The 26370-nt window shown below is 61.7% G+C and carries 23 protein-coding genes; 19 read left to right on the plus strand and 4 right to left on the minus strand.

Annotation, left to right across the window (positions count from 1 at the left end; genetic code table 11):
• The first annotated feature begins 101 nt into the window (after positions 1-101).
• From LDN82_RS12190 to LDN82_RS12275, 18 genes are all read left to right on the plus strand, one after another.
• Entirely contained in the window at positions 102-821 is a 720-nt protein-coding gene (locus LDN82_RS12190; RefSeq protein ID WP_224164415.1) for an HAD family phosphatase, read from the plus strand.
• Positions 822-1985, plus strand: a complete 1164-nt coding sequence (locus LDN82_RS12195; RefSeq protein WP_224164416.1) for a site-2 protease family protein — start codon at positions 822-824, stop codon at positions 1983-1985. It abuts the gene before it with no gap.
• A 119-nt stretch (positions 1986-2104) separates the two neighbouring features.
• On the plus strand, positions 2105-3193 hold the full coding sequence (locus LDN82_RS12200) for a tRNA (adenine-N1)-methyltransferase (RefSeq protein ID WP_224164417.1): 1089 nt from the start codon (positions 2105-2107) through the stop codon (positions 3191-3193).
• Positions 3194-3289: 96 nt separating this feature from the next.
• Entirely contained in the window at positions 3290-5101 is a 1812-nt protein-coding gene (gene arc, locus LDN82_RS12205) for a proteasome ATPase (RefSeq protein WP_224164418.1), read from the plus strand.
• A gap of 50 nt (positions 5102-5151) precedes the next feature.
• Positions 5152-6771, plus strand: coding sequence for a depupylase/deamidase Dop (gene dop / locus LDN82_RS12210; protein WP_224167530.1), 1620 nt, complete (start codon positions 5152-5154; stop codon positions 6769-6771).
• 117 nt (positions 6772-6888) lie between these two features.
• The gene (locus LDN82_RS12215) at positions 6889-7092 is read left to right on the plus strand and encodes a ubiquitin-like protein Pup (RefSeq protein WP_216925702.1); all 204 of its coding nucleotides are present in this window, start codon (positions 6889-6891) and stop codon (positions 7090-7092) included.
• An 80-nt stretch (positions 7093-7172) separates the two neighbouring features.
• Positions 7173-7982, plus strand: coding sequence for a proteasome subunit beta (gene prcB / locus LDN82_RS12220; RefSeq protein ID WP_224090384.1), 810 nt, complete (start codon positions 7173-7175; stop codon positions 7980-7982).
• 1 nt (position 7983) lies between these two features.
• Complete coding sequence (prcA, locus tag LDN82_RS12225; protein WP_224164419.1) at positions 7984-8691, plus strand: proteasome subunit alpha; 708 nt, start codon at positions 7984-7986, stop codon at positions 8689-8691.
• 1 nt (position 8692) lies between these two features.
• Positions 8693-10057, plus strand: coding sequence for a Pup--protein ligase (gene pafA, locus LDN82_RS12230; RefSeq protein ID WP_224164420.1), 1365 nt, complete (start codon positions 8693-8695; stop codon positions 10055-10057).
• A gap of 129 nt (positions 10058-10186) precedes the next feature.
• Positions 10187-11116 (plus strand): FKBP-type peptidyl-prolyl cis-trans isomerase, encoded by a 930-nt coding sequence (locus LDN82_RS12235; protein WP_224164421.1) that lies wholly within the window; start codon positions 10187-10189, stop codon positions 11114-11116.
• A gap of 70 nt (positions 11117-11186) precedes the next feature.
• Positions 11187-11582, plus strand: coding sequence for an FKBP-type peptidyl-prolyl cis-trans isomerase (locus LDN82_RS12240; RefSeq protein WP_216925697.1), 396 nt, complete (start codon positions 11187-11189; stop codon positions 11580-11582).
• A gap of 97 nt (positions 11583-11679) precedes the next feature.
• Positions 11680-13719 carry a WYL domain-containing protein gene (locus LDN82_RS12245; RefSeq protein ID WP_224164422.1) on the plus strand — a complete coding sequence of 680 codons (2040 nt, stop codon included), beginning with the start codon at positions 11680-11682 and terminating at the stop codon, positions 13717-13719.
• Between the two features lie 9 nt (positions 13720-13728).
• On the plus strand, positions 13729-14079 hold the full coding sequence (locus LDN82_RS12250; protein ID WP_224090391.1) for a hypothetical protein: 351 nt from the start codon (positions 13729-13731) through the stop codon (positions 14077-14079).
• Between the two features lie 36 nt (positions 14080-14115).
• On the plus strand, positions 14116-14385 hold the full coding sequence (gene tatA / locus LDN82_RS12255) for a Sec-independent protein translocase subunit TatA (RefSeq protein WP_224090393.1): 270 nt from the start codon (positions 14116-14118) through the stop codon (positions 14383-14385).
• Positions 14386-14391: 6 nt separating this feature from the next.
• A complete protein-coding gene (gene tatC, locus LDN82_RS12260) occupies positions 14392-15228 on the plus strand; it encodes a twin-arginine translocase subunit TatC (RefSeq protein ID WP_224090396.1) in 837 nt (278 codons plus the stop codon).
• Between the two features lie 24 nt (positions 15229-15252).
• Positions 15253-18222 (plus strand): DEAD/DEAH box helicase, encoded by a 2970-nt coding sequence (locus LDN82_RS12265; protein WP_224164423.1) that lies wholly within the window; start codon positions 15253-15255, stop codon positions 18220-18222.
• Positions 18223-18277: 55 nt separating this feature from the next.
• Entirely contained in the window at positions 18278-19939 is a 1662-nt protein-coding gene (locus LDN82_RS12270) for an amidohydrolase family protein (protein WP_224164424.1), read from the plus strand.
• A 418-nt stretch (positions 19940-20357) separates the two neighbouring features.
• On the plus strand, positions 20358-21107 hold the full coding sequence (locus LDN82_RS12275; RefSeq protein WP_224164425.1) for a polyprenol monophosphomannose synthase: 750 nt from the start codon (positions 20358-20360) through the stop codon (positions 21105-21107).
• 69 nt (positions 21108-21176) lie between these two features.
• Here the strand turns inward: LDN82_RS12275 and LDN82_RS12280 are convergent, their stop codons facing one another.
• The 4 genes from LDN82_RS12280 to LDN82_RS12295 form a co-directional block, all read right to left on the minus strand.
• Complete coding sequence (locus LDN82_RS12280; protein WP_021470504.1) at positions 21177-21524, minus strand: RNA polymerase-binding protein RbpA; 348 nt, start codon at positions 21522-21524, stop codon at positions 21177-21179.
• A gap of 255 nt (positions 21525-21779) precedes the next feature.
• Entirely contained in the window at positions 21780-22775 is a 996-nt protein-coding gene (locus LDN82_RS12285) for an SPFH domain-containing protein (RefSeq protein WP_224164426.1), read from the minus strand.
• A 93-nt stretch (positions 22776-22868) separates the two neighbouring features.
• Entirely contained in the window at positions 22869-23330 is a 462-nt protein-coding gene (locus tag LDN82_RS12290) for an NfeD family protein (protein WP_216925837.1), read from the minus strand.
• Between the two features lie 83 nt (positions 23331-23413).
• Positions 23414-24268, minus strand: a complete 855-nt coding sequence (locus LDN82_RS12295) for a methyltransferase domain-containing protein (RefSeq protein ID WP_224164427.1) — start codon at positions 24266-24268, stop codon at positions 23414-23416.
• Between the two features lie 69 nt (positions 24269-24337).
• Here LDN82_RS12295 and LDN82_RS12300 point away from each other — a divergent pair, with 69 nt between their 5' ends.
• On the plus strand, positions 24338-26353 hold the full coding sequence (locus tag LDN82_RS12300) for a S9 family peptidase (protein WP_224164428.1): 2016 nt from the start codon (positions 24338-24340) through the stop codon (positions 26351-26353).
• Positions 26354-26370 lie beyond the last annotated feature (17 nt).

Genomic DNA, 26370 nt, shown 5'->3' on the forward strand with positions numbered 1-26370 from the left:
CCCTTGTGGATGCATGGCATTTCACGCCGGAGCGTGTCCTGTATTCGCCCACAGCGCAAGCCCGGCCGGAAGCGCCCCGCGTTCCACGTAGACTTGAAACCATGCCTTCGTCATCCGGTCAGCCCCTCCTCAAAGCCGTACTCTGGGATATGGATGGCACCCTTGTGGACACTGAGCCTTACTGGATCGCCGCCGAGCGCGCACTCGTGGAGGCGCACGGTGGGACATGGTCGCACCAGCAGGCCATGCAGTTGGTGGGTCAGTCCCTGCTTCACTCCGCCGCAGTGCTGCAAGCTGCTGGAGTCCGCCTTGAAGCCCGCGAAATCGTGGATACCCTCAGCGCACAGGTGATCATGCACGTCCGCAATGAAGTTCCCTGGCGCCCGGGAGCACGCGAACTGCTGGACGAATTGCACCAGGCAGGCGTCCGTTGCGCTTTGGTCACCATGTCCGAGGGCCCACTGGCCGGCGTTATCGTCGAAAGCCTTGCCAAGCCCTACTTCGAATTCCTGGTAACGGGAGACACCGTCACCAACGGCAAACCCCATCCGGAGGCCTACCTCACGGCTGTAGAACGGCTCCGCCTCGATGACCCGTCGCTGACCATCGATCACTGTGTTGCGTTGGAAGATTCCATTCCGGGCGCTACGGCTGCCCTGGCATCGGGCGTACTGACAGTGGGCATTCCCCACCAGGTTCCGTTGCCCGAGTATCCGGGCATGGTCATGTGGGAGACCCTGGTGGGCCGGACCGCAGCGGACGTCAGCCAGCTGATTGCCGACCGCGTCGCACAGGGAAACCTGTTTGAAGGGGCAAACTAGGTGAGCAGCTCCTCCACGCCCCATCATGCTGCCATCAAAAAGGACGGCATTCCATTGGGGAAAATCGCGGGAATCCGCGTATATCTCGCTTACTCGTGGTTCGTTATCGCCGGCTTCACGATCATCGTCTATGGGCCCGCCCTGCTGGTGCGCATGCCCAACCTGGGCATTTGGGCCTACTTTGTTGCCCTCGGTTATGCCTTGCTGCTCGCGCTCTCCGTCCTGGTCCACGAGCTTGCCCATGCGCTCAGTGCCAAAGCGTTCAACTGGCCAACGGAAAAGATTGTCCTGAACCTGTGGGGCGGGCACACCCAGTTCGAGAGCTTCACCGCATCCCCTGGACGCTCTGTCATCGTCGCCCTTGCCGGACCGGTGTCGAACTTTATCCTGGCCGGCGGCATGTGGGCTGTCCTAAGTTCAGGCGTCCTCGGTGGCGTCGCGGAAATCCTGGCAAACATCCTGATGTGGGCCAACCTGCTTATTGGCATCTTCAACGTTCTTCCCGGTTTGCCATTGGACGGCGGCCGGTTGGTGGAGTCGGCGGTATGGAAGGCCACGGGCAGCCAGGACAAGGGGACCATAGCCGCAGGATGGTCAGGCCGCGTCATCGTCGCCGCACTTGTCATCTGGTTCATCGGGGTGCCGCTCCTCAGCGGAGCACCCCTGGACATCAGCCTCATGCTTATCACCGTCCTCGTCTGTGGCTTCCTGTGGATGGGCGCATCGAGCTCAATCAACCACGCAAAGCTCCGCAGCCGCCTTTACCTCGTGAGCGCGGCCGGGCTCGCGGAGCCGGCAGTGGGCCTGCCGAACGCGGCCAGTGTGGCAGACGTCCTGGCGGTATCCCCGGCAGGGAGTCCCGCCGTCGTGATTTGCGGACCCGACGGAAAACCGCAGGGAGTGGTGGATCCGGGGGCAACTGCCGCGGTCCCTCCCGAGGCGGTAGCGACGACGCCGGTCACCGCCGTAGCGCACGCCCTCGCTGCCGGCGCCTACGTCCCGGAATGGTCCAAGGGCCAGGAGCTGATCCAGTATCTGGCGCGGCTGGAAGGCGGCGAATACGCTGTGGTGGACCACAACGGAACCGTGACCGGGCTGCTCCGCCAGCAGGCAGTAGTGACAGCGATAACAGGTAAAGAAGCCCGGGGCAGCGGGCGCGCCTAACACCCTTGCCGGTAGAGTTACGAGCCGGTCCATAAAACAAACAAAACAAACCATCCTTTTCGGCGCCCATACGGCAGCAACACACGGCGGCGCAACCGCCCAGGAGCGAGGAACACCACATGAGCAGCGAAACCGCCGCGGCTGAGACAAGCGCAGGCACTGTCACGGGCGCGGACACAGGCATCAACAAGCCAGCCACTGACTCTGCCACGCAACCAACCGGGGCAGCCCGCCGCCGTGGGCCGTTCCGCGTGGGCGAGCGGGTGCAGCTCACCGATGAGCGTGGCCGGATGAACACCATCACGCTTGAAGTGGGGGGAGCTTTTCATACCCACCGCGGTTTCCTGAACCACGATGAAATCATTGGCAAGGTTGATGGTTCGGTAGTCAGCAACAATATCGGGCAGCAGTACCAAACGCTGCGTCCCTTGCTTTCGGACTTCGTCCTGTCCATGCCTCGTGGCGCTGCGGTCGTCTATCCGAAGGACGCGGGCCAGATTGTCACGATGGCCGATATCTTCCCGGGTGCCCGGGTTGTTGAAGCCGGCGTGGGCTCCGGCGCGCTTTCCATTTCCCTGCTCCGTGCAGTCGGTGACGGCGGCTATCTCCATTCCTTTGAGCGCCGCGAAGAATTCGCCGATATCGCCCGGGGGAACGTCGAGACGATTTTCGGTGGCCCGCACCCCGCTTGGCAGATCTCCCTTGGTGACTTCCAGGAAGAAGTGGTCCGTGCCGAGGCGCCCGGCTCCGTAGATCGCGTAGTGCTGGACATGCTTGCTCCCTGGGAGTGCCTTGACGCCGTGGCAACGGTCCTGGCCCCAGGTGGCGTCTGGATCAATTACGTCGCAACGGTGACGCAGCTTTCCCGCACCGCCGAGGCCATCAGGGCTGACGGACGTTTCACTGAACCGGATGCCTGGGAATCCATGGTGCGCGGCTGGCACCTTGAAGGACTCGCAGTACGCCCGGACCACCGCATGGTGGCCCATACGGGATTCCTTCTGGTCACCAGGCGGCTCGCCGACGGCGTCACTGGAATCTCCGTCAAGCGGCGCCCGTCCAAGACCGAATTCAGCGAGGAAGACCTGAACGCATGGACTCCGGGAGCGGTAGGGGAGCGTGCCGTTTCGGACAAGAAACTCCGCCGTGCCGCACGTGACGCCATCGCCGGAACCAATGTCCAGGACGACCCCCCGGTCACAAACTGAAAAGGTCACAATAGGGTCCGCATTCCGGATGTCACCAAGCACCCTGAGCTTTTCGGGACTAAGGTCTTGTTAAGCGCAGGAAGGGGCTGATGAATCGTGGATACGTCGAACAACAACGACATTGGACGGCCGACGCCGGAGGAAGCTAACGCCGCTGCTGAAGAGGCAGCAAACCGGAGGCTTGCCGCCATCCAGCCGCCCGACCCATCCAGTGAATTGACCGTGGCCGAACGCCAGATCAATATCCTTCGGGACAAGCTTCGCCACATCGACCGCCAGCTTGCCGCCGCCACCCAAAACAACAGCAAGCTTGTCAGCATGCTTGAAACGGCGAAGGGCGAGATCCTTCGTTTGAAGGGTGCTTTGGAGCAGGAAGGGCAGCCGCCCTACAGCTTCGGAACGGTGGTACAGATCAACCCCCGCAGGCAGCCGGGCCCGGGTTCTTCCGGGCAGGCGGCCACGGAGGAATCCGTGGACATTTTCAATGCAGGCCGCAAGATGCGTGTTGGCATCAGCCCGCTGGTAAATGTCAACCAACTCGCAGTTGGCCAGGAAGTCCTTTTGAATGAGGCCCTGCTGGTGGTTGCCGGGCTCGGCTACGAACGGGCGGGTGAACTCGTTACGCTCAAGGAGATGCTGGGCAAGGACCGTGCGTTGGTAGTTGGCCGCGCCGACGAGGAACGCGTAGTCCGCCTCTCAGGAGCGTTGCAAAGCGTGCACCTGAAGGTAGGAGACGCGCTGTCGCTGGATTCGCGCACCGGCTATGCGCTGGAAAAAGTCCCGCGCGCTGAGGTGGAGAACCTTGTCCTGGAAGAAGTTCCGGACATCACCTATCAGGACATCGGCGGCCTTGGTCCCCAGATCGAACAGATCCGCGATGCTGTTGAACTCCCGTTCCTGCATCCGGACCTGTACAGGGAACACGGGCTCAAGGCGCCCAAGGGAATCCTTCTCTACGGTCCGCCGGGTTGCGGCAAGACCCTCATCGCCAAGGCCGTGGCCAATTCCCTGGCTGCCCGTGCCGCTGAGCGCGCAGGCAACACGGACCTCAAGAGCTACTTCCTCAACATTAAGGGACCTGAGCTCCTGGATAAGTACGTTGGCGAGACCGAACGGCACATCCGGCTGATCTTCTCCCGTGCCCGCGAAAAAGCGTCCGATGGCAGCCCCGTGGTGGTTTTCTTCGACGAAATGGATTCGCTGTTCCGTACGCGTGGAACCGGCGTGTCTTCCGACGTCGAAACCACCATCGTCCCGCAGCTGCTCAGCGAGATTGATGGCGTGGAGCGTTTGGACAATGTGATCGTCATTGGTGCCTCAAACCGCGAGGACATGATCGATCCCGCGATCCTCCGGCCGGGCCGCCTTGACGTAAAGGTCAAGATCCAGCGACCCGATGCCGAAGCTGCTGCGGACATCTTTGGCAAGTACATCACCACTGACCTTCCCTTCCATGCACAGGATCTGGCGGAGTATGGCGGAGATGTCCAAGCTACTGTCGACGCCATGATCCAGCGCACCGTGGAGGCAATGTATTCCACCGAGAAGTCGAACGAATACCTTGAAGTCACGTACGCCAACGGTGATACGGAAATGCTCTACTTCAAGGATTTCAACTCAGGCGCCGTGGTTCAGAACGTCGTGGACAGGGCTAAGAAGTACGCGATCAAGGATCTGCTGACCAACCATCAGAAGGGTCTGAGGATCGATCACCTGCTGCGTGCAGTGGTGGACGAATTCCGGGAACACGAGGACATGCCGAACACCACGAACCCTGACGACTGGGCAAGAATCTCAGGGAAGAAGGGCGAACGGATCACGTACATCCGTACGATCGTGCAAGGCAAGGCAGGCCAGGAACCTGGCAAGTCGATCGAGACTACAGCCAACACGGGTCAGTACCTGTGACGGCCAAAACCGAGGGTGTACCCGCGGAAAGGTTGCCTGTAGGCGGCGCCATGCGCGTCATGGGTTCCGAAACCGAGTACGGAATCCATGCGCCATCGGCGCCCGGGGCCAACGCCACCATGATGTCCGCCCGGATCATCCAGGCCTATGCGACGGTCACCCGCCAACGTGCCGCCGGGGGAGCGGAAACGCGGTGGGACTATACGGACGAAGAACCCTTGCACGATGCCCGCGGCTGGACGGTTGACCGGGCAAGTGCCGATCCCAGCCAGCTGACTGACCAGCCGCCAGTGCTCGACGCCGAGGCAGTCGCGTTGGCGTATGGCCGCCAGGAATTGGAACTGGATGGCCAGGACGAATCCGGTTCGCTCCTCATGAACATGGTCCTCGGGAACGGCGCCCGCCTTTACGTGGACCATGCACACCCGGAGTACTCAAGCCCTGAAGTCACCAACCCGCGGGATGCGGTGGCCTGGGACGCTGCCGGCGATCTCGTAGCACTTGCCACGGTGAGGAAAGTAGCGGCAGACACCAGCCTTCCGCCGATCAATCTCTACAAGAACAACACGGACAACAAATCGGTGTCCTACGGCTCGCACGAGAATTACCTCATGCCCCGTTCAGTTCCTTTTGGCGACATCATCCGGGGACTCACACCATTCTTCGTGTCCCGGCAGGTGATTTGTGGGGCCGGGCGTGTGGGGATCGGACAGGACAGTTCCACGGCCGGCTACCAGATCAGCCAACGGGCAGACTTCTTCGAGGCTGAGGTGGGCCTGGAGACCACTATCCGACGCCCCATCATCAACACCCGGGACGAGCCTCACGCGACCGCGGATAAGTACCGGCGGCTTCACGTCATTATCGGCGATGCGAACCTCAGCCAGGTTTCCAACTATCTGAAGTTCGGCACCACGGCCATGGTTCTCAGCCTCATTGAAGCCGGCCAGGCGCCCCGCATCGAAGTCCATGAACCCGTTCAGGCACTGCAGGCCATCAGTCATGACACAACTTTGGCCACTACCGTAAGACTGCTGGATGGACGGCGGGTGACCGCCCTGGATATCCAGTGGATGTACTACGAAGCTGCCGCAAAGCTGGCGCAGGAGACCGGAGTTGCCGATTCCGTCACTGGCGACGGGCACACGCATGGCGTACTTGAACGCTGGGAATCGACCCTGTCACTGCTGGGCAGCGATCCCGCTGCTGCGGCGTCATCCGTGGAATGGATAGCCAAGAAGTCCCTCCTTGAGGGGTATCGGAACCGCGACGGCCTTGGTTGGGACGATGCCCGGCTCGGGTTGGTCGATCTCCAATGGTCCGATATCCGGCCGGAGAAGGGCCTTTACTACCGGATGCTGTCCAGGGACAGGATGATCCGGATCGTCGACGACGCCGACATCGCCAGGGCGGTGGGTGAACCGCCGTCGGACACACGGGCGTATTTCCGCGGACGGTGCGTTTCAAGCTTCGGCAAGGACGTCGTTGGCGCCAGTTGGGACTCGGTCATCTTCGATGTTCCGGGACTTGGGAAACTGCAGCGTGTTCCCACCCGCGAACCACTTCGGGGGACCCGGGCGCTCACAGGAGCCCTGTTTGACCGGCATCAGGAGGCGGGCTCGTTCCTGGCCGAATTGCTGGGCCAAAAACCGCCGCCGCCCAAGGACTGAGGCATTCAGCCACGGGCAAAAATGGTGCCTTGGCAAAGCCGGGCGCAGCAGCCCACGGCGTGGCAATATGGCAGTAGGAAGTCCCCACGAACGGGGGCTGACAGTAGGGAGATGGAAATGGCAGCTCAGGAGCAGCAGCAACCGCAGTCACGGGATACTGAGACTGAAGTAGACGTCCCGGAGGCACCACCGGCAGCACCCGAAGCCCAGGCCTCGGATGCCACCCAGGGTGTGGACGACCTCCTTGACGAAATCGATGGCGTCCTGGAATCCAACGCTGAAGAGTTCGTCAGGGCCTTCGTCCAAAAGGGCGGCCAGTAAGCGGACCCGGACAAACCATGTACTGCCCGGCTGGCGCGAGGCCACCGGGCATCGGAATGCAGAGTCGAAGGAGTGCAGCAATGCAGGACCCATCAACCGGCCCCCTGGCCACCCAGGCAACGTCTTCATTCACGGAGCACCTTCAACGCTCGCGTCCCGAACTCCTTCCGTTCAACCAAACGTTGCCGGCCGGTACCGTTCCGTCCTCGCCGCACGCGACCACCATCGTCGCCTTGACGTATGCCGGCGGCGTGCTGATGGCAGGGGACCGGCGGGCAACCATGGGAAACGTGATCGCCAGCCGGCACATTGAGAAGGTCTTTCCCGCGGACCAGTATTCGGTCCTGGGTATTGCCGGTACGGCGGGCCTGGCAATCGATATCACGCGGCTCTTCCAGGTGGAACTGGAACACTACGAGAAAATTGAGGGCACGCTCCTTAGCCTCGTGGGCAAGGCGAACCGTTTGGGTGCGATGATCCGCGGCAATTTGCCCATGGCAATGCAGGGAATGGCGGTGATTCCCTTGTTTGCCGGTTTCGACCACGTATCGGGCACCGGACGGCTTTTCTCCTACGACGTCACCGGTGGGCGCTATGAAGAACAGGAACACCACTCCGTGGGTTCCGGTTCAGTTTTTGCACGTGGAGCCCTGAAGAAACTTTGGAAGCCGAACCTTTCGGAAGAACAGGCTGTGGCCGTCGCGGTTGAGGCGCTCTACGACGCCGCGGACGACGACTCCGCAACGGGCGGCCCGGACCCCGTCCGCCAGCTGTGGCCAGTGGTTTACACGGTCAACCGTGCCGGTAATCGCCGGGTACCTGAACGGGACCTGGCGGCGATAGCCGGTGCCATCGTCGAATCCCGTGCCATCGCCGGACGGGAGGCCTGACATGACGCAGCAGTTCTATGTTTCGCCCGAACAGCTGATGAAGGACCGTGCGGATTTCGCACGGAAGGGCATTGCCCGCGGCCGCTCCGTAGTGGTGATCAGTTGTGCTGACGGCATCGCGTTGATCGCTGAGAACCCGTCACCTTCGCTGCATAAAATCGGCGAGATCTACGACAAAATCGCTTTCGCGGCAGTGGGCAAGTACAACGAGTTCGAAAGCCTCAGACAGGCCGGTGTGCGGTACGCGGATGTCCGTGGCTACTCGTACGACCGCGAAGACGTGACCGCCCGGGGATTGGCAAGCGTCTACGCGCAGAGCCTCGGCGCAGTGTTCACCGCCGAACAAAAGCCGTTCGAAGTGGAACTGGCCGTGGCTGAAGTCGGCCTGGCGCAAGAGCAGGACCACCTGTACCGGCTCACCTTTGATGGCTCGATTGCCGATGAGAACGGCTTCGTGGTGATGGGTGGACTTGCCGACCAGATTTCCGACGTCGTAAGCGGGGCTTGGGAGCCCGAGCTTGGTTTTGCCGGGGCCATGAGATTGGCTTTGCGTGCTTTGGCGACGGACAAGGAAGCCGACGCCCTCCCGGCGACCGCCGTCGAAGCTGCCGTTCTGGACCGCGCTTCAGAGAGTCACCGGGGTTCCCGCCGGGCTTTCCGGCGTCTGCTCCCCGAGGACATGACACAGCTGCTCACAGAGGAGGCTTGAGATGGACAAACGCATATTCGGCATCGAGACGGAGTTTGGGATTTCCTATTCCAGCCCCGACTCACGTCCTTTGGCCCCCGAAGAAGTGGCCCGCTATTTGTTCCGCAAGGTGGTGAGCTGGGGCAGGTCTTCCAACGTCTTCCTGACCAACGGTTCACGCCTGTACCTGGACGTTGGTTCGCACCCGGAATACGCCACCGCGGAATGCGATGACCTCGCGCAACTCATCGCCCACGACCGCGCCGGAGAGCTCATCCTGGACGACCTCGTTGATGAGGCCCAGGCCCGGCTCGCCGCGGAGGGTTTCAATGGCACGGTGTACCTCTTCAAGAACAACACCGACTCCGCCGGAAACTCCTACGGAAGCCACGAAAATTACCTCATACCGCGTCGGGGAGAGTTCTCAAGGTTGGCCGAGATCCTCATCCCGTTCCTGGTGACCCGTCAACTCATCGCGGGAGCAGGCAAAGTCCTGAAGACACCCCATGGTGCAACTTTTGCCTTCTCACAGCGGGCAGACCACATCTGGGAAGGTGTGTCTTCTGCCACCACCAGGTCACGCCCCATTATCAACACCCGTGACGAGCCGCATGCCGATGCCGAGTTCTATCGTCGGCTCCATGTGATCGTGGGTGATTCCAACATGTCCGAAACCTCCGCGCTCCTCAAGGTGGGCACGGTTGACCTGATCCTGCGCATGATCGAGGCAGGGGTGATCATGCGGGACATGCGAATGGAGAACCCCATCCGGAGCATCCGGGAAATTTCGCATGACCTCACGGGCAGCGCTTTGGTCCGCCTGGCAAACGGCAGGCAGCTCTCGGCGCTCGATATCCAGCGCGAGTACCTTGCAAAGGTCACAGAGTTCGTGGCCGCGAACGGCGCACATAATGCCCACGTGCCGCTTATTCTCGACTTGTGGGAGCGGACCCTGGACGCCATCGAAAGTGGCGATACCAGCACTATCGACACCGAAGTGGACTGGGCCATCAAGAAGAAGCTGATGGACGGTTACATGCGCCGGCACGACCTCAGCCTGGACTCGCCCCGCATTGCTCAACTGGATCTCACCTACCACGACATTTCACGCCAGCGCGGCCTCTTCTTCCTGCTGCAATCACGGGATGCCGCGCGGCGTTTGGTTCCCGAAACCGAAGTGAAGGACGCTGTTGACACTCCTCCACAGACAACCCGGGCCAAGCTGCGGGGAGACTTCGTCCGGAGGGCGCAGGAGCTCGGACGCGACTACACGGTGGACTGGGTGCACTTGAAGCTCAACGACCGCGCACACCAGACAATCCTCTGCAAGGACCCCTTCCGCAGCGTGGACGACCGCGTTGATGCGCTCCTGGACTCCATGGGCTAACAGCCTTTCTGAGCGTACTCCCAGCTTCACGGGCTATTCTGGACTGTGGCCTCTTTCCAAGAGGCCATTGCCTTGGATCTGCCATGCGCCTTTCCGAGTGTCCTTTGCCCCGACGAAAGTGTCTTTTTTGTGCGCCGACTCCTAGCAATTCTTCTTCCTGCCCTGCTGCTCATCACTGCGTGTGGGGGCGGGGGCACGCCAGCCGCGGAGCCCACCAGCCAGTCATCGGGCGATGTCTCCAAACTCGATTCCGTCAAGGTGACCGACAACGGAGATGACAAGGCCCCTGGCCTGGACTTCACCAAGCCGCTCACCGTCGCTGAACCTACCATCAAGGTAGTCAGTGAAGGCAACGGCGACCGTATCAAGGCCGGCCAGGTTGCCGAGCTCGCATACATCGCCGTGGATGGCAATGACGGCAAGACCGTTGAAGACGTCTACAAGAACGGCCCCCAGCCCATTGAGCTGAATGACGAGCTCAAAAAGGGCAACGAGCTGATCTACAACGCCATTGTTGGCGCCAAGATCGGTTCCCACATCGCGTTCGCCGCGCCGGGTTCGGCAGCCACGGGCGCTGCCGCCGGCTCTACGCAGTTGGTGGTTTTCAAGCTGCTTTCCGCCAAGGAAGCCGCTCCGGTCCTGTCAAAGCCGGAAGGTGAGACAATCACTCCTCCGGCTGGGCTCCCCACCGTGAAGGAAGACGACAAGGGCATCCCGCAGATCTCCGTTGAAGGCGCAGCCGCTCCGAAGGAACTCATCGCACAGGACCTCATCAAGGGCTCCGGCGCTGCTGTTAAGGCTACTGACACCCTCACGGTGAATTACGTTGGCGTCAATCTTGTGGGCGGCCAGAAGTTCGATTCGAGCTTTGACCGGGGACAGACAGCAAGCTTCGCGCTTTCCGGTGTCATCAAGGGCTGGACCCAAGGCCTGGAAGGCAAGACCGTCGGCTCCCGCGTCCTTCTGGTCATCCCGCAGGACCTTGCTTATGGCGCTGCTGGACAGGGTGAAGCCAAGGGCGATCTCGTCTTCGTCGTTGACATCCTCGGCGTCAAGTAGGCAGCCACCTGATCCGGGACTGGCTAAGCTGGTTCCTGACACCATTCGTCCCTCACACCAAGGAGCAACCATGTCATTTGGTCAGCGTGACTTCGACCGCACCAAGCCCGAAATCGACTTCCCGGAAGGCGACGTTCCCACCGAGCTCGTCATCACGGACCTCATTGAGGGTTCCGGCGCCGAGGCCAAAGCCGGCGACACCGTTTCCACCCACTACGTTGGCGTCGCCTGGTCCACGGGCGAAGAGTTCGACGCTTCCTGGGGCCGTGGCGCTCCGCTGGACTTCCGTGTTGGTGTGGGCCAGGTCATCCAGGGCTGGGACCAGGGCCTGTTGGGTATGAAGGTTGGCGGCCGTCGCCGCCTTGAGATCCCTTCAGAACTGGCGTACGGATCCCGTGGCGCCGGCGGAGCAATCAAGCCCAACGAGGCCTTGATCTTCGTCGTCGACCTCGTAGCTGTCCGCTAGGGCGCAAGCTTCCTGCCAAGGCGCGTTACCACCCGGCTTTGCCGGGCCGGTGACGCGCCTTGCTGCTTTCGCCCAGGACTTTAGTAACGTAGCAACCGTGTCCGCATCCCGCACTGAACGACTCCTGAACCTCCTGCTTGCCTTGCTCAATACCAGGGTGGGCCTTCCGCGCTCCGTCCTGCGGGAGAAGGTCTATCACGACACCGCCGAAAACGACGTCGCATTCGGACGGATGTTCGAGCGCGACAAAGTGGATCTGAAACAGTTCGGCTTTGAGATCGAGACCCTCACGGACCCGCGTAATTTCGGGTCCGAGGACCCCGCATCAACCCGCTACCGCATCGGCAAGGACTCCAACAGACTTCCTGATGTCAGCCTGACTCCCGCTGAATCCACTGTCCTCCTCCTTGCCGCCCAGTTGTGGGAACGTGCTGCCCTCGGAAACGCCGCAGTCAATGCCGTCCGCAAGCTGCAGGCGGCAGGTGGATTCACCGACGTCGACCTGCCTGCCGGCGTCCAGCCGCGGATCAAGCCAGCCGGACAAGCATTCGACGACGTCGTTGGAGCCATGCACGGCCGCCATGCGGTCCGCTTCGGCTACCTCGCCGGAAGCACCGGCCGTGAGGAAGTACGCGAGGTGGAACCGTGGGGCCTGGGGAGCCGGTTCGGGCAGTGGTACCTCGTGGGATTCGACCGGGGGAGGGCCGCCAAGAGGATTTTCAGGTTGTCACGCATGACCACCGCCGTCTCCGTCATACCGGGCAGTTCCTTCGAGCCGCCAGCCGGTTTCAACGCCCGGGCGGAGCTGGATTCCCTCAACGAACTTCCCTTGCAGCAGGCTGTCCTGGACGTAGACGAGGGACGCCTCCTCGCCCTGCGCAAACGTGCTGTTTCCACCGGCTCCGGGGATGAACGGGCTGGGAAGGGAACAGGCGGCCGGGACAGGCTGGTCGTGGACTTCCGGGACCCCGGGCAGTTCGCCGAGGAACTGGCCTCGTATGGTCCCCACGTCAAAGTGCTTGAACCTGCCGAGCTGCGTGCCGCCGTCGTACGCCGGCTCAAAAGCGCTGCGGACTTCAATGCGTCTCCGGCCATCCCCGTGGAATTTCCCGAGGCTGCGCGCGCGCAGCGATCAAGGAAGCGAACGTCCGAAGACCAACTCACGCGCATGCTGCAGTTGGTGCCGTTCCTCGTCCATCATCAGGGCCTGCACGTGCAGGAGGTAGCGGACCGCTTTGGCATCAGCCGCAAAGCCCTCATTGACGACCTCAAGATACTGATCTGTTCCGGGCTGCCCGGGGGCTACCCGGACGACCTCCTGGACATCCAGTGGGAAAACGACCATGTGTACATCACGGAGCATCTGGACCTTAACCGTCCTGTGCGCTTCAGCGAGGACGAAGCCGCCGCGCTGCTGACTGGATTGTCGATGCTCGGCGATCTACCTGCACTGGCAGGTTTGGCCGAGGACGAACCGGGCAGCGCCCTGGAGTCTGTGACCATCAAATTGACGGGCGCTGCAGGACAGGCCGGACGCCTGGCCGGGGCAGTTGCGGGCCAGTCGGTGGCACCCGAGCAATCGGGGGCGTTCGCAACCATTACCCACGCCATCAGGGACGGCCAGCAACTGCGCCTGAGCTACCTTTCCCCGCAGCGGGACGAAGTAACCGAGCGCGACGTGGATCCCCTGCGGCTGTACTCCCTGGACAACACCTGGTACTTCGAGGCCTACTGCCATAGCAAGTCGGGACTCCGGAATTTCCGGCTGGACCGCGTGCAATCCCTGGAACCCAATGGCCGTCCCGTCTCCGGAACAGCAACTGCTGATGCAGACTTTCCGGCAAGGCTCTTCACGCCCAGCGACGACGACGTCCTGGTGGTGCTTGAATTGACCCGGCAGGGCGCTGGCCTGGCTGATGACTACTACGCCGAACGCACGGCTGAGTTGCCCGACGGCGGGCTGCTTGCCGAGGTGCGCTTTGGAAATGTGGAGTGGTTACCGATGTTTGTGTCCCAACATGGAGGGACAGTGCGGGTGCTGGACCCTGCGCAGTTGCGCCAGGAAGTCCAGGCTTGGCTCACGGCGGCGCTTGACCAATACGGTGCCGTTTCCTCGTCGGACATCATGGCTGGCTAGACTACTCAGATGCCTTGGTGGTTTTGGATCCTGCTGTGGATCGCGCTCATAGCCCTGTCGTTGCTCCTCCATGTGACCCTGGGTTACCGGCTGTTCAGGAAATTCATGGCCACTGTTCATGAATTAGGGGACGCCGGCAAACGTTTCAGCCATCTTTCTCCTGCCGCAGAAACCTCCGATGTTGAGGCTCCGGAACGCCACCCGGAGCCGGGATCTGCAATTTTTGCCTCGCCGGAGCAGATGCGTCATGATTACCTGACGGCCAAAGCCTTCCGCCAGGAAGTTCGTCGCCAGAAGCGCGTTCAGCGCAAAGCAGAGCGGGGTCAGCCCCAATCCCTGCACGACATTGAATTCAGATAGACGTAGGATGTATCCAAAAGGAAAGGACCTCCCCACATGAGGCTCGAAGGCTGGCATCTCATCATCATCATCGTTTTGGCTCTGGTGCTTTTCGCTGCACCAAAGCTGCCGTCCATGGCGCGCAGCATTGGACAGTCGATGCGTATCTTCAAGTCTGAAGTCCGGGAAATGAAAAAGGACGGTTCCTCCGAAAAGAAGGAAACCCAGGAACCCTCTGACGCCGTCGAAGGCAGGGTTGTAGACCACCCGGACGTAAAGGCCAAGAACAACGGCGAGACCGACGTTCCGCCCTCCAACCGCGTCTAAGAAGAAGTGGTAGAGACGAAGGGGCGCAAGGCCAACCCCGAAGCCCGGATGGCGCTCCTTGACCATCTTAAGGAGCTCAAGAACCGGCTCTTCAAGGCTGCCATCGGCGTTATTCTTGGGACGGTGCTGGGCTTCATCGTCTACCAACCCCTCTTGGAAGCCCTGATCAAGCCGATCAAAGACCTCAATGAAAAAGAAGGCCGCGCTGCCAGCCTGAACTTTGATGGCGTAGCCAGCTCATTCGACCTCATGGTCCAGGTTTCCGTATTCCTTGGCGTGATCCTTTCCAGTCCTGTCTGGATCTACCAGCTGTGGGCATTCATAGTCCCGGGCCTGCACAAGAAAGAGCGCAGGTTGGCTCTGTCGTTTGTAGCAGCTGCCGTTCCGCTGTTTATCGGCGGCGTCCTGCTGGCATGGCTGGTGTTGCCCAACGCCGTGCGTGTCCTCACGGACTTCACACCCACCGGCGCTTCAAACTTCATTAGTGCCGAAATCTACCTTGCGTTTGTCCTCAGGCTTCTTCTGGCTTTTGGAATCGCCTTCCTGGTGCCGGTGGTGCTGGTTGGGCTGAACCTGGCAGGAATCATCAAGGGCAAGCAACTGGTCAAAAGCTGGCGGATCACCATCTTCCTGGTCTGCCTGTTTGCGGCCATGGCTGCCCCGGGTGCCGACGCCATGAGCATGTTCTACTTGGCGGCGCCCATGCTGCTTCTGTTCTTTGCTGCCATCGGTGTCTGTCTCTGGAATGACCGCCGGCGGGAACGTCGTGCCATCAAGCGTGCTGCTGAGACCGAAGCCACGGCAGATATTGCCACCCCGGCCTCGGATCTGGAGAATCTCTAGACCTCAGGCCATTAGGCTTGGTGCATGTCCTCCATTTCCGGGTCCCAATCACCATCAGACCGCTACCAGGCGGCCGCTCACCGGGCAGCTGAGGCCAAGACATATCTTGGTGCCTTTGCCCGTTCCCTGGACTTCGAATTGGACGACTTCCAACGTGAGGCGTGCCGCTCATTGCAGGAGGGCAGAGGCGTCCTCGTCGCGGCGCCTACCGGTGCCGGCAAGACGATCGTTGGCGAATTTGCCATCTACCTGGCTCTGGAACGTGGCCTCAAAGCGTTCTACACAACACCCATCAAGGCGCTGAGCAACCAGAAGTTCTCCGAGCTCGCCGCCAAGTATGGCTCTGCCAACGTTGGCCTGCTGACGGGCGATACAACCATCAACGGTGAGGCGCCCGTTGTGGTGATGACCACCGAAGTCCTCCGCAATATGCTCTATGCCGACTCGGAGACACTCGGCGACCTCGGCTTCGTCGTCATGGACGAGGTCCACTACCTCGCAGACCGCTTCCGCGGAGCCGTCTGGGAGGAAGTCATTATTCACTTGCCCAGTGAAGTGCAGGTTGCTTCGCTGAGCGCCACTGTGTCCAATGCTGAAGAGTTTGGTGCGTGGCTGGATACCGTTCGGGGCGATACTGACGTCATCGTGTCCGAGCACCGGCCCGTGCCACTGTGGCAGCACGTCATGGTGGGCAGGGAGATCGTTGACCTCTTTGCCGGCGATACCACTTTCGATGAAATCGCCCCACAGATACCGGACACCGAGGTACCGGATCTCAGCGATGTTGAGGATGCCGTTGACGAGGCCGTCCTTCCGGCAGAAAGCCGAAAGATCGCAGCCAAGAGTCTTGTGACCTCCACGGCCAGGCAGGCAGTTACCGGCCCTGAATTCGAAGTGAACCCGGATTTGTTGGCAATGGCCCGATCCGAGAGCCGTATGAACTTCAACGGCCGCTTCGGCCATGGTGGCCGGAGCCGCCGTCGGCAGGACCGCTACCGGGATGAGCGGCAGAGCCCGGAGCAGCGCAGCCCGGTTCGGAAAGCAAGCCGTCCGCAGGTCATTGAGAGCCTTAACCGCCAGGGCCTGTTGCCTGCCATCACGTTCATCTTCTCCCGGGCAGGTTGTGATGCTGCGGTGGCCCAGTGCGCGGCGTCCGGCCTGTGGCTCACCACTGAGCGCGAACAGCAGATCATCGCCCAGCGCGTGGACGAAGCAAGCCACGAAATTCCTGCAGACGACCTTGATGTCCTGGGTTTCTGGGGCTGGCGCGACGGCCTCATCCGGGGCTTTGCGGCTCATCACGCGGGCATGCTGCCCACCTTCAAGGAGGTAGTGGAGAAACTGTTTGCGGATGGCCTGGTCAAGGCGGTGTTCGCTACTGAAACCTTGGCACTCGGAGTCAACATGCCTGCGCGCTGCGTGGTGCTGGAAAAGCTCGAAAAATTCAACGGGGAAGCCCACGTCAACATCACGGCGGGGGAGTACACGCAGCTGACCGGTCGGGCCGGACGCCGCGGCATCGACGTCGAGGGCCACGCCGTGGTCCTATGGCAGCCCGGAACGGACCCGGCGGCAGTGGCAGGCTTGGCGTCACGCCGCACGTATCCGCTGAACTCCAGCTTCACGCCCACCTACAACATGAGCATCAACCTGATTGCCCAATTCGGCCGGGTGCGGGCGCGCGAGATCCTTGAGTCGTCCTTCGCGCAGTTCCAAGCGGACCGTTCCGTGGTGGGCCTCGCCAGGCAAGTCCGTGGACGCGAAGAATCATTGGCCGGCTACGCCAAGTCCATGGAATGCCACCTCGGCGACTTCACGGAGTATGCCCGGCTCCGCCGCGAACTCAGCGACGCTGAGCAGTTCGCGGCGCGCGACCACCAGCGCGCCCGGAAGTCCAGAGTGGCTGATTCCTTGACCCGGCTCATACCCGGGGACGTCATTACCGTCTCCAGTGGCAGGTTAGCCGGACACGCCGTCGTGCTTGATGTCGATCCCAATGCCCGCGAACCGCGGCCGTCTGTCCTCACCTCGGACAACCAGCTGCGTCGTATCGGCGTCCATGACCTCGACGGCCCCATTTCCCCGGTGACCCGCATTCGGATTCCCAAGTCGTTCAACGCCAAGGTGCCCAAGTCCCGCCGTGATCTTGCAGCCTCCATGCGGAACGCGATCAGCGATGAAGCACCCCGCCCCAGGCGGAACAGCAGGCACGAGGACTTCGGTCTGGGCTCGCGTGCCCAGGACCAGGAACAGAAGATCACTGAACTACGCAGGGCGCTCAGGGCGCATCCCTGCCATGGCTGCAGTGAGCGCGAGGACCACGCCCGTTGGGGGGAGCGTTGGTGGAAACTTCGCAAGGAGACCGACGGCCTGGTCCGCCAGATCCAAAGCAGGACCAACACGATTGCCAAGACGTTCGATCGCGTATGCGACGTCCTCTCCGCCTATGGCTACCTCGAAACCGACGACGCCGGGAAGGTCACCATCAGCACGGATGGGCAGCGGCTGCGCCGCATCTACGGTGAGAAGGACCTGCTTATTTCACAGTCCATCAGGCGTGGTGCCATCAACGATCTCGATGCTGCCGAGCTGGCCTCCTTGGCCAGCACCCTGGTGTACCAGGCAAAGCGCGAAGACCGGGGCCTTCGCCCGAGGATGCCCTCGGTTGCACTGGAAACGGCGGTCGACATCGTCGTTCGGGAATGGTCGCAACTTGAGGACATTGAGGAACAGAACCGGCTTCCGCTGACCGGCGAACCGGAGCTGGGCCTCATGTGGCCCATGTATAAGTGGGCCAAAGGCCGCCATCTTCAGGACGTCCTCAGCGGCACTGACCTTGCTGCGGGCGACTTCGTCCGTTGGGCAAAGCAAGTGGTTGACCTCCTGGACCAACTCGCCAAAATTCCACAACTGGATCCCCGCTTGGCGCGGATCTGCCGTGAATCCATCGACCTGGTCCGCCGGGGTGTCGTGGCTTACTCAACCGTCGCCTGACCCGGAACCGTTTTCGAGACCCAGACCTTCTTCAAACGCTCGAGGAGCACACCGCATGAACCAGCCAGGCCTGTCCGCCGGCGACCGTCCCGACGAAAACGTCCGTAAGGTCACCCTTTACCGGAACGGTTCGATCTATACCGCTGCCGATCCGTTCGCTACCGCCATGGTGGTGGATGGTGACACGGTCGCGTGGGTGGGATCCGAACAAGCAGCGACGTCCATCGAGGATTCCACCATGGACGTCATTGATCTTCGGGGGGCCCTCGTGGCACCGGGCTTTGTCGACTCCCATGCGCACCTGACGGAGACGGGCCTCGCTTTGGCTGGACTGTCCTTGACGGGTGTGCGGTCTGCCCGGGAACTGCTCGACGCCGTTGCTGCCGCCAGCGGTTCAGGCACTGTCATTGGCCACGGTTGGGATGAAACAACCTGGCAGGATGCCACGCTTCCAACGCTGGAAGAGCTGGAGCAGGCCTCCGGCGGGAGGCAGGTTTACCTTTCCCGCATTGACGTTCACTCCGCCCTGGTTTCATCCTCCCTGGCGGCGTCGGCAGGCCTTGCCGGCATGGACGGCTTCTCCGGGGATAGTGGTCGCGTAGTCAGGACAGCCCACACCGCCGCCCGTCTCGCGGCGCGGAGGTTCAGTGACGCCGAACGGAGTGGATATCAGGAACGCGCCCTGCATTATGCGGCTTCCAACGGCTACGTTGCCTTGGCTGAAATGTCGGCCCCACACATTTGCGGCCCGGAAGATCTTCGCATGGCCATGTCCTGGAACAGGCAGACCGGAAAACCGCAGGTTCTGCCGTATTGGGGCGAGCTGGCGTCATCGGAGGATCACGCCCGCACGATCCTGGACGGGCTGGGCCCCGGGGTCCTGGGCCTGGCGGGTGACCTGAACATCGACGGTTCCATCGGGTCACGGACAGCTGCCTTGAGACAGGATTATTCCGATGCGCCGGGCCAACGCGGCACTTTGTATCTTTCAGTGGATGAGGCCGCCAAGCACCTTGCTGCGTGCTCACTCCTGGGCGTCCAGGCCGGTTTCCACATCATTGGCGATGCCGGCCTTGATGTTGCGCTTGACGCATTGGACGCCGCAGCCGCCGAGGTGGGGGAGCAGCGGATCCGCGCAGCAGGCCACCGCTTTGAACATGTTGAGCTTGCCGATCAGGCTGCAGTCGAGAAGCTGGCCAAATACTCGGTGACAGTCAGCATGCAACCGGCATTCGATGCTATGTGGGGAGGGTCCGGAGGTCTCTACGAGCAACGGCTTGGCGGACGCAGCAAGGCCATGAACACCTTGGCTGCGTTCTACGCCAGCGGAGTTCCAATCACCTTTGGCAGCGATAGCCCCGTGACACCACTCAGCCCTTGGTCAAGCATCCGGGCCTGCCTGGAACACAGCAACCTGGACCAGCGCATTTCAGCCCGTGCGGCGTTCCTTGGCCACACACGGGCAGGCTGGCGGGCCACCAAGCACAGAAACCCTCTGATGGGCCAACTCGTGCCCGGTGCGCCGGCCAGCTTCGCGGTTTGGGAAGTTGAGGAACTCATGGTCCAGGTAGCGGATAGCCGTGTGCAGTCCTGGAGCACCGATCCCCGTGCCCGCACGCCCTTGCTCCCGGCCCTGGATACCGGCAGTGATCCGGTCTGCCTGCAGACGGTGAGGGAAGGCCAGGAGCTCTTCGCTCACGAATCCCTCCGGGTCTGAGGGCACTATTTCCTTGCCTTCGAATGCTCCGCCTGAACTGGGACGATGCACGAACGCGCAGGTCAACCGCGGGTTGACAGCTTTTGTAAAGTCCGTAACATTGAGGCTCAACGGATCGTTAAGGCTTGGGGTGATCCCGGGAGTAATGGTCTGGTCGCGGCCAGGACGTCGCCTGGTGGCGGTACGCGAGTGGGCAGGCCCATAGGGCCCCAGAAAACAGTTCGTCCGGCAATTTACCTGTCCGGACAACACTGGTCCTGGGTCTATGGACCTGCCCGCAGCGCTTAAGTTTGTGTGGCCGGGGCCACAGCTGCCCTTAGCAGTGCACAGGATCGTCCTATAATGGAGAGTTGCGCCAGAACGCCAGCCTTGAGGCTGGTCCGGCACACTGACCGCTCCATCAAGGAAAGGCCTCTTCTTGCGTGTCCTGACGATCATCCCTACCTACAACGAGCTGGAATCGCTCCCCAAGACATTGGGTCGGCTGCGGACCGCAGTGCCTGAATCGGACGTCCTGGTGGTTGATGACAACAGCCCGGACGGCACGGGACAACTTGCTGACGGCATAGCCGCCGAGGACAAGCAAGTGCACGTACTGCACCGCAAAGGCAAGGAAGGCCTTGGCGCGGCCTACATAGCCGGCTTCAAGTGGGGCCTTGCCGCCGGGTATGACGTCCTCGTGGAGATGGACGCCGATGGTTCCCACAAGCCCGAGCAACTGCCCCTCCTCCTTGATGCGGTGAAAGAAGGCGCCGACCTCGCCATGGGCTCGCGCTGGGTACCGGGAGGCAGTGTTGTGAACTGGCCGCTCTACCGCCAGGCAATCTCGCGCATCGGCAGCACTTATGCCCGCATCATGCTTGGCTTGAAAATCAAGGACGTCACCGGCGGCTACCGGGCTTTCCGCCGCAGCACACTTGAAGCCCTCAAATTGGACGAAGTGGATTCAGTGGGTTACGGCTTCCAGGTTGACCTTGCGTGGCGTGTTGCCAAGCTCGGCCTGCGCATTGAGGAGCGCCCCATCACCTTCGTTGAGCGGGAACTCGGCGCATCGAAGATGAGCGGCAACATCGTGGTGGAAGCCATGATCAACGTCACTAAATGGGGCCTGGCAGCACGCTGGGCCAAGCTCACCGGCAAACAGCCGGCCCTCGCAAAGCAGAAGTAGCTTCCAGAAAGAAAAGGCCGGACCGGTTCCGCAAGGAACCGATCCGGCCTTTCCATTTGAGTCCAAAGACTAAGCTGAGCGGCGCTCTCCGCGGCGCTCACGCAGGATGTTCAAACGATCCTCAAGGATCTGCTCCAGCTCCGGAAGGCTGCGGCGTTCCAGGAGCATGTCCCAGTGGGTACGGACGGCCTTCTCGTTGGCGTCCACGGGACGCTCGCCGTCTACGAGCAAGGCTTCCTTGCCAGTCTTGGAAACCCAAACAGGGGGGATCTCGGCTTCAGCAGAGAAGGTGACGAAGACCTGCTCGCCATCCTCGCAGCGGTATTCAACCCGCTGGCGCGGTGCCGGTTCAACGCCGGACTCGGTTTCCATGCTTTGGGCGCCAAGACGCATACCCCGCAGGCTGCGATCGCTCATGATTACTCCCTCTGTCTGTTCGCGGAGCCTGAACTCCGCGCTAGCCGTAAGCCGTTTTCGCGGTCCCTACGGACTACCTCTGCACACCTTGCATCACTAATTGCAACGCCTGGCCAAGCTTTAATGTTCCATCCACACTGAACCAGCCGGACAAATATCCCATTATACGCGGATCGATGGTCAGTACCCAAAAGCAGTGCACAAGGCGATGAGCGGCCAGCCGTTTGGCTGACCGCTCACCTGCCTCACACAGAGTTACTCTGTGAGCCTTGACTGTGATGCCGTAGTGGATTCCACGGGAGTTACTGGCTCCGAAGCAGCAACTTTGTTGCTGCCGCCAAAGAAGCCGGCAGCATCGGAGTCACCATTGGCGCCCCCGAGCGCACTGCCAATGCCCTTCAGGGCCTCGCCAACTTCACTGGGGATGATCCAGAGCTTGTTGGAACTGCCCTCAGCCAGCTTGGGTAGCGTCTGCAGGTACTGGTAAGCCAAGAGCTTCTGGTCCGGGTTGCCCTTGTGGATGGCGTCAAAGACTTTCTGGATGGCCTGGGCTTCACCGTCTGCCCGAAGGATAGCGGCCTTGGCATCACCTTCAGCTGCAAGGATGGCAGCTTGGCGCTGGCCTTCTGCTGTAAGGATTTGTGACTGCTTGGTTCCCTCAGCCGTCAGGATGGCTGCTCGACGGTCGCGCTCTGCACGCATCTGCTTTTCCATCGAGTCCTGGATGGAGTGGGGCGGATCAATAGCCTTCAGTTCCACACGCGAGACGCGGATGCCCCAGCGGCCTGTTGCTTCATCCAACACTCCACGCAGCTGGCCATTGATCTGGTCGCGGGAGGTCAGTGCCTCTTCGAGGTTGAGGCCACCTACAACGTTACGAAGAGTTGTCGTGGTCAGCTGCTCAACCGCCTGGATGTAATTGGCGATTTCGTACGTGGCTGCCCGTGGGTCCGTCACCTGGAAGTAGACCACGGTGTCGATCGAAACCACGAGGTTGTCCTCGGTGATGACTGGTTGCGGCGGGAAGGACACCACCTGCTCACGGAGGTCGAGCAACGGCAGGAGCCGATCGACGAATGGAATCAGGATGGTAAGGCCCGGGTTGAGCGTGCGCTGGTACTTGCCGAGGCGTTCAACGACGCCGGCACGCGCCTGCGGGATGATCCTTACCGAGCGGACCAACACGATGATGACAAAAATGACGAGAACAATCAGCACAACTGCTGCCGCTGTTCCTCCTAAACCGTCCATGCGTCTCCTTGATTCCCCAATTGCGTGGCTTGCTTTGGCCTTTTGCGGGCAGGCTGCCAACCTGTCCGCAGAATTCTGGTTTTCCGGTTCGAATCAGCGCGGGCTGTTTTCGGCAGGCGAGGCAACTACCGCCGTCGCGCCGTCAATCCTGGTGACCTGAACGGTAGCGCCGGCGTCCAGGACTCCAGCGGTGCTGCGCGCGCTCCAGACGTCGCCGCCGATCTTGACCAGACCGCTGGTGCCCGTGACCGCTTCAATGACCAGGGCGGGCTGACCGATGAGCCGGTCGATATTCGTCCGCTGTTCTGCTGGTCCTTTATGCAGGTGTTTCAGGGCAACCGGCCGGACAAAGGCGATCATCAAGAGGGAGACCACGCTGAAGATGACGATCTGGAGCCAGAAATCGGCCCCGGCGAAGTCGGCAATGAGCCCTGCCAGTGCGCCGCCGCCGAGCATGATGAAGAAGAGGTCGAGGGTTAGCATCTCCACCACCGCGAACGCGAGGAAGACCGTGAGCCAGAGGGCCCACCAATTCTCGCCGAGCCATTCAAACATCATTTCCCCCTTGGTCCCGGACCCCGCCGTAGACGGGGTCACAGTCGCTGTTCCTCCATCCTAGCCCGACGCTGAGTTCCTCGTCAGGAAGCCGAAGCACCCACGGTGAAGAGGCTGATACGGAACTTCGCCGTGGTTGCTACGGGTCCATCCGCAGCGGCCAGCTGTGCGAGTTCTTCGGGCTTGATGTGGTGACCGGCCGGCCCCATGTAGGCGATGTCGGCCAACTCGGAGCCCTTGAGGGTGAGGGGCATGTCCAGGTTGTACGCTGAATTCGCGCGGAAATAGCCGCCCAAGGATTCAGCCAGGCGCTCGGCCTTGCCTTCCTCAATACTGAGCATTCCAGTTCGGGCAGCGATTTCAGCCAAATGTCCTGGCTGCGGCGTCACCACAATCAGCTGTCCACCCGGCCGCAGCACCCGGGCGAACTCTGCCGGGTTCCTCGGGGCGAACACCACAAGGACCACATCCACGGCGTCGTCGGCGACGGGCAACCGGCGCCAAATGTCCCAGACGAGGTTGGCAGCATCCCCGTTGAGTCGTGCGGCCCGCCGTAGTGCGAATTTGGAAATGTCCAGCCCGATTGCAGAAGCCGGGGTGGTTTCCAGAACGCGGTGGAGGTAGTGCCCGGTGCCGGTTCCGGCGTCGAGAACCACGGCCCCGGGCCGCTGCAGCGATGCGGCTGCCAGACCCGCGACGCGGTCAGCCAAAGCAGCGTAATGTCCGCTGTCCAGGAATCGCTGCCGGGCGCCCACCATTTGCGCCGAATCAGCTTCGAAGACTGTGCCCTTACCCGTGAGCAGGTTGAAGTAACCCTGTTTTGCGGCATCGAAGACATGCCCGGAATCGCAAACAAGCCTCCGCTGTGGATCCCCGGCCAGCTGGAACCGCCCTTCGCAAACGGGACAGCGGAGGGCGGCAACGGCATCGGACAACATGGATTCAATCCTACGTTGGGCCGGAGTGTCTGGTGCCTGCGCCAGGGCTGCGGGGCTAGGCTCACCAAGGTGAAACCCGAGCAACTGCCTTTGTTGAACTCCGTCTCCGCCCCGGCCATCCATCCGGACGGCACCAAAGCCGTGGTATCCGTCGTCAGGCCTGATTTCGACGCCGATGCCTACGTCGGTCAATTGTGCAATGTACCGCTGGACACCAGCAAGCGCCCGCGACGTATCACCCGTGGGTTCAGGGACACTTCACCGGCTTTCTCCCCTGACGGCCTGGTTTTGGCCTTCCTGCGGAGCGACTTTGAGGGAAAAGCACAATTGTTCGTTGTGGAGTCGGCAGGGGGCGAACCACAGCAGGTCACGGATCAGCACGGCGGGGTGAACGGGTTTGCGTGGTCTCCCGATTCCCATCGCGTGGTGTTCACCAGCCGTGTTGCGGAACCGGGCCGATATGGAACGGTCGACGGCGTTGCTTCCGGAAGCGAAGACGCCCGGCTTATCGCCGTGAACCAGTACCAGATGAACGGTCTGGGGTACGTCCTGGACCAACGCCAGCAACTGTTCGTGGTTGACGTGCCGGAATTGGGTGGCGAGCCTGTTGTCATTCCCCGTGGCAGAGCCGCCCGCGAACAGCCTGGCGCCAAGGTAACCGGAGTCCCCACTGCAATGCAGATGACGTTCGGCGAATCGGACCACGAGGCGCCGTGCTTCTCGGCTGACGGCAGCTTCATATATTTCGTAGCGGCTCTCCATGACGGGCATGATGACGACCTCGTAACGTCCGTGTACCGGATTAAGGCAACAGGCGGCGAGCCAGAGCCCATCAAACCCAACAATCCAAAACTGCAGACCGTCACGGCCGTGCGGGCGTCCGCCGATGGCCGATCGCTCTTCTTCACCGCGCAGGACCTGGGCGATACAGGTCGGGATTTTGTGGCGCGCAACGGCGTTCTCTACTCAATGCCTGTCAGCGGGGGAGATGCGGTTGCCCTCACCGACGTCGAGCATTTGGACGTCTCAGGTCCGCTGGAACCGAGCGGACCTGACAGCGTCCTTGTACTGAACACGGCGCTGGGCAGCGTGGAGCTCCTCGATATCACCGCGGCAGGCAGCGTTACTCCTCTGGTCCATGGAGCCCGGGTAGTCAATGGAGCCACCGTAGCCGCCAACGGCGAAATAGCCGTGAGCTTCCAGGACGCCTCCACCGCTGGCGACGTCGCCTCCCTGGAGCGAGGTGAACTGCGCCTGCTGACGGACTTCTCGGCGGAACTGCGGAATAGTTCCCGCGTCAGTGAGCCCATGGAATTCCAGGCGGATGCGAAGGACGGGTACCCGGTGCACGGTTGGTTGCTGCTGCCTGACGGACCAGGGCCACACCCTGTCCTGCTCACTATCCACGGGGGTCCGTTCTCCCAATACACGGGAGCCTTCTTCGACGAAGCGCAAGTCTATGCGGCTGCGGGATACGCAGTAGCCATGTGCAACCCGCGGGGATCGTCGGGCTATGGACAGACCCATGGGCGCGCCATCAAGGAGCGCATGGGGACCCTGGACATGCAGGACGTGCTCGCCTTCCTGGACGCTGCGTTGTCCACGCATACAACTTTGGATACAGATCGTACGGGCATCATGGGCGGATCATATGGCGGCTATCTCACGGCCTGGACCATTGCACACGACCACCGTTTCAAAGGGGCAGTTGTCGAGCGCGGGTTCCTGGATCCGGTCAGCTTCGCGGGAACGTCCGACATCGGCTGGTTTTTTGGTGGCGAGTACGCCGGAGCGACGCCCGGGCAGCTGGTGGCACAGAGCCCTTTGGCCGTAGCAGACTCGGTGGAGACACCGACATTGGTAATCCACAGCGAAAACGATCTTCGGTGTCCTCTGGAACAGGGGCAGCGTTACTTCGCCGTGCTGAAGGAGAGAGGGATTGAGACCTCGTTGCTGGTCTTTCCGGGGGAGGACCATGAATTGTCCCGCTCCGGTACGCCGCATCACCGCAAGCAACGGTTCGAGCACATCCTTGCATGGTGGGCCGCGCACCTCCCTACGGCATCAAACCGCCTGCCGGACTGAGGCAGGCCACGCACCGG

The organism is Arthrobacter sp. StoSoilA2 (assembly GCF_019977195.1).
In the GTDB taxonomy this organism is placed as follows: Bacteria; Actinomycetota; Actinomycetes; order Actinomycetales; family Micrococcaceae; genus Arthrobacter.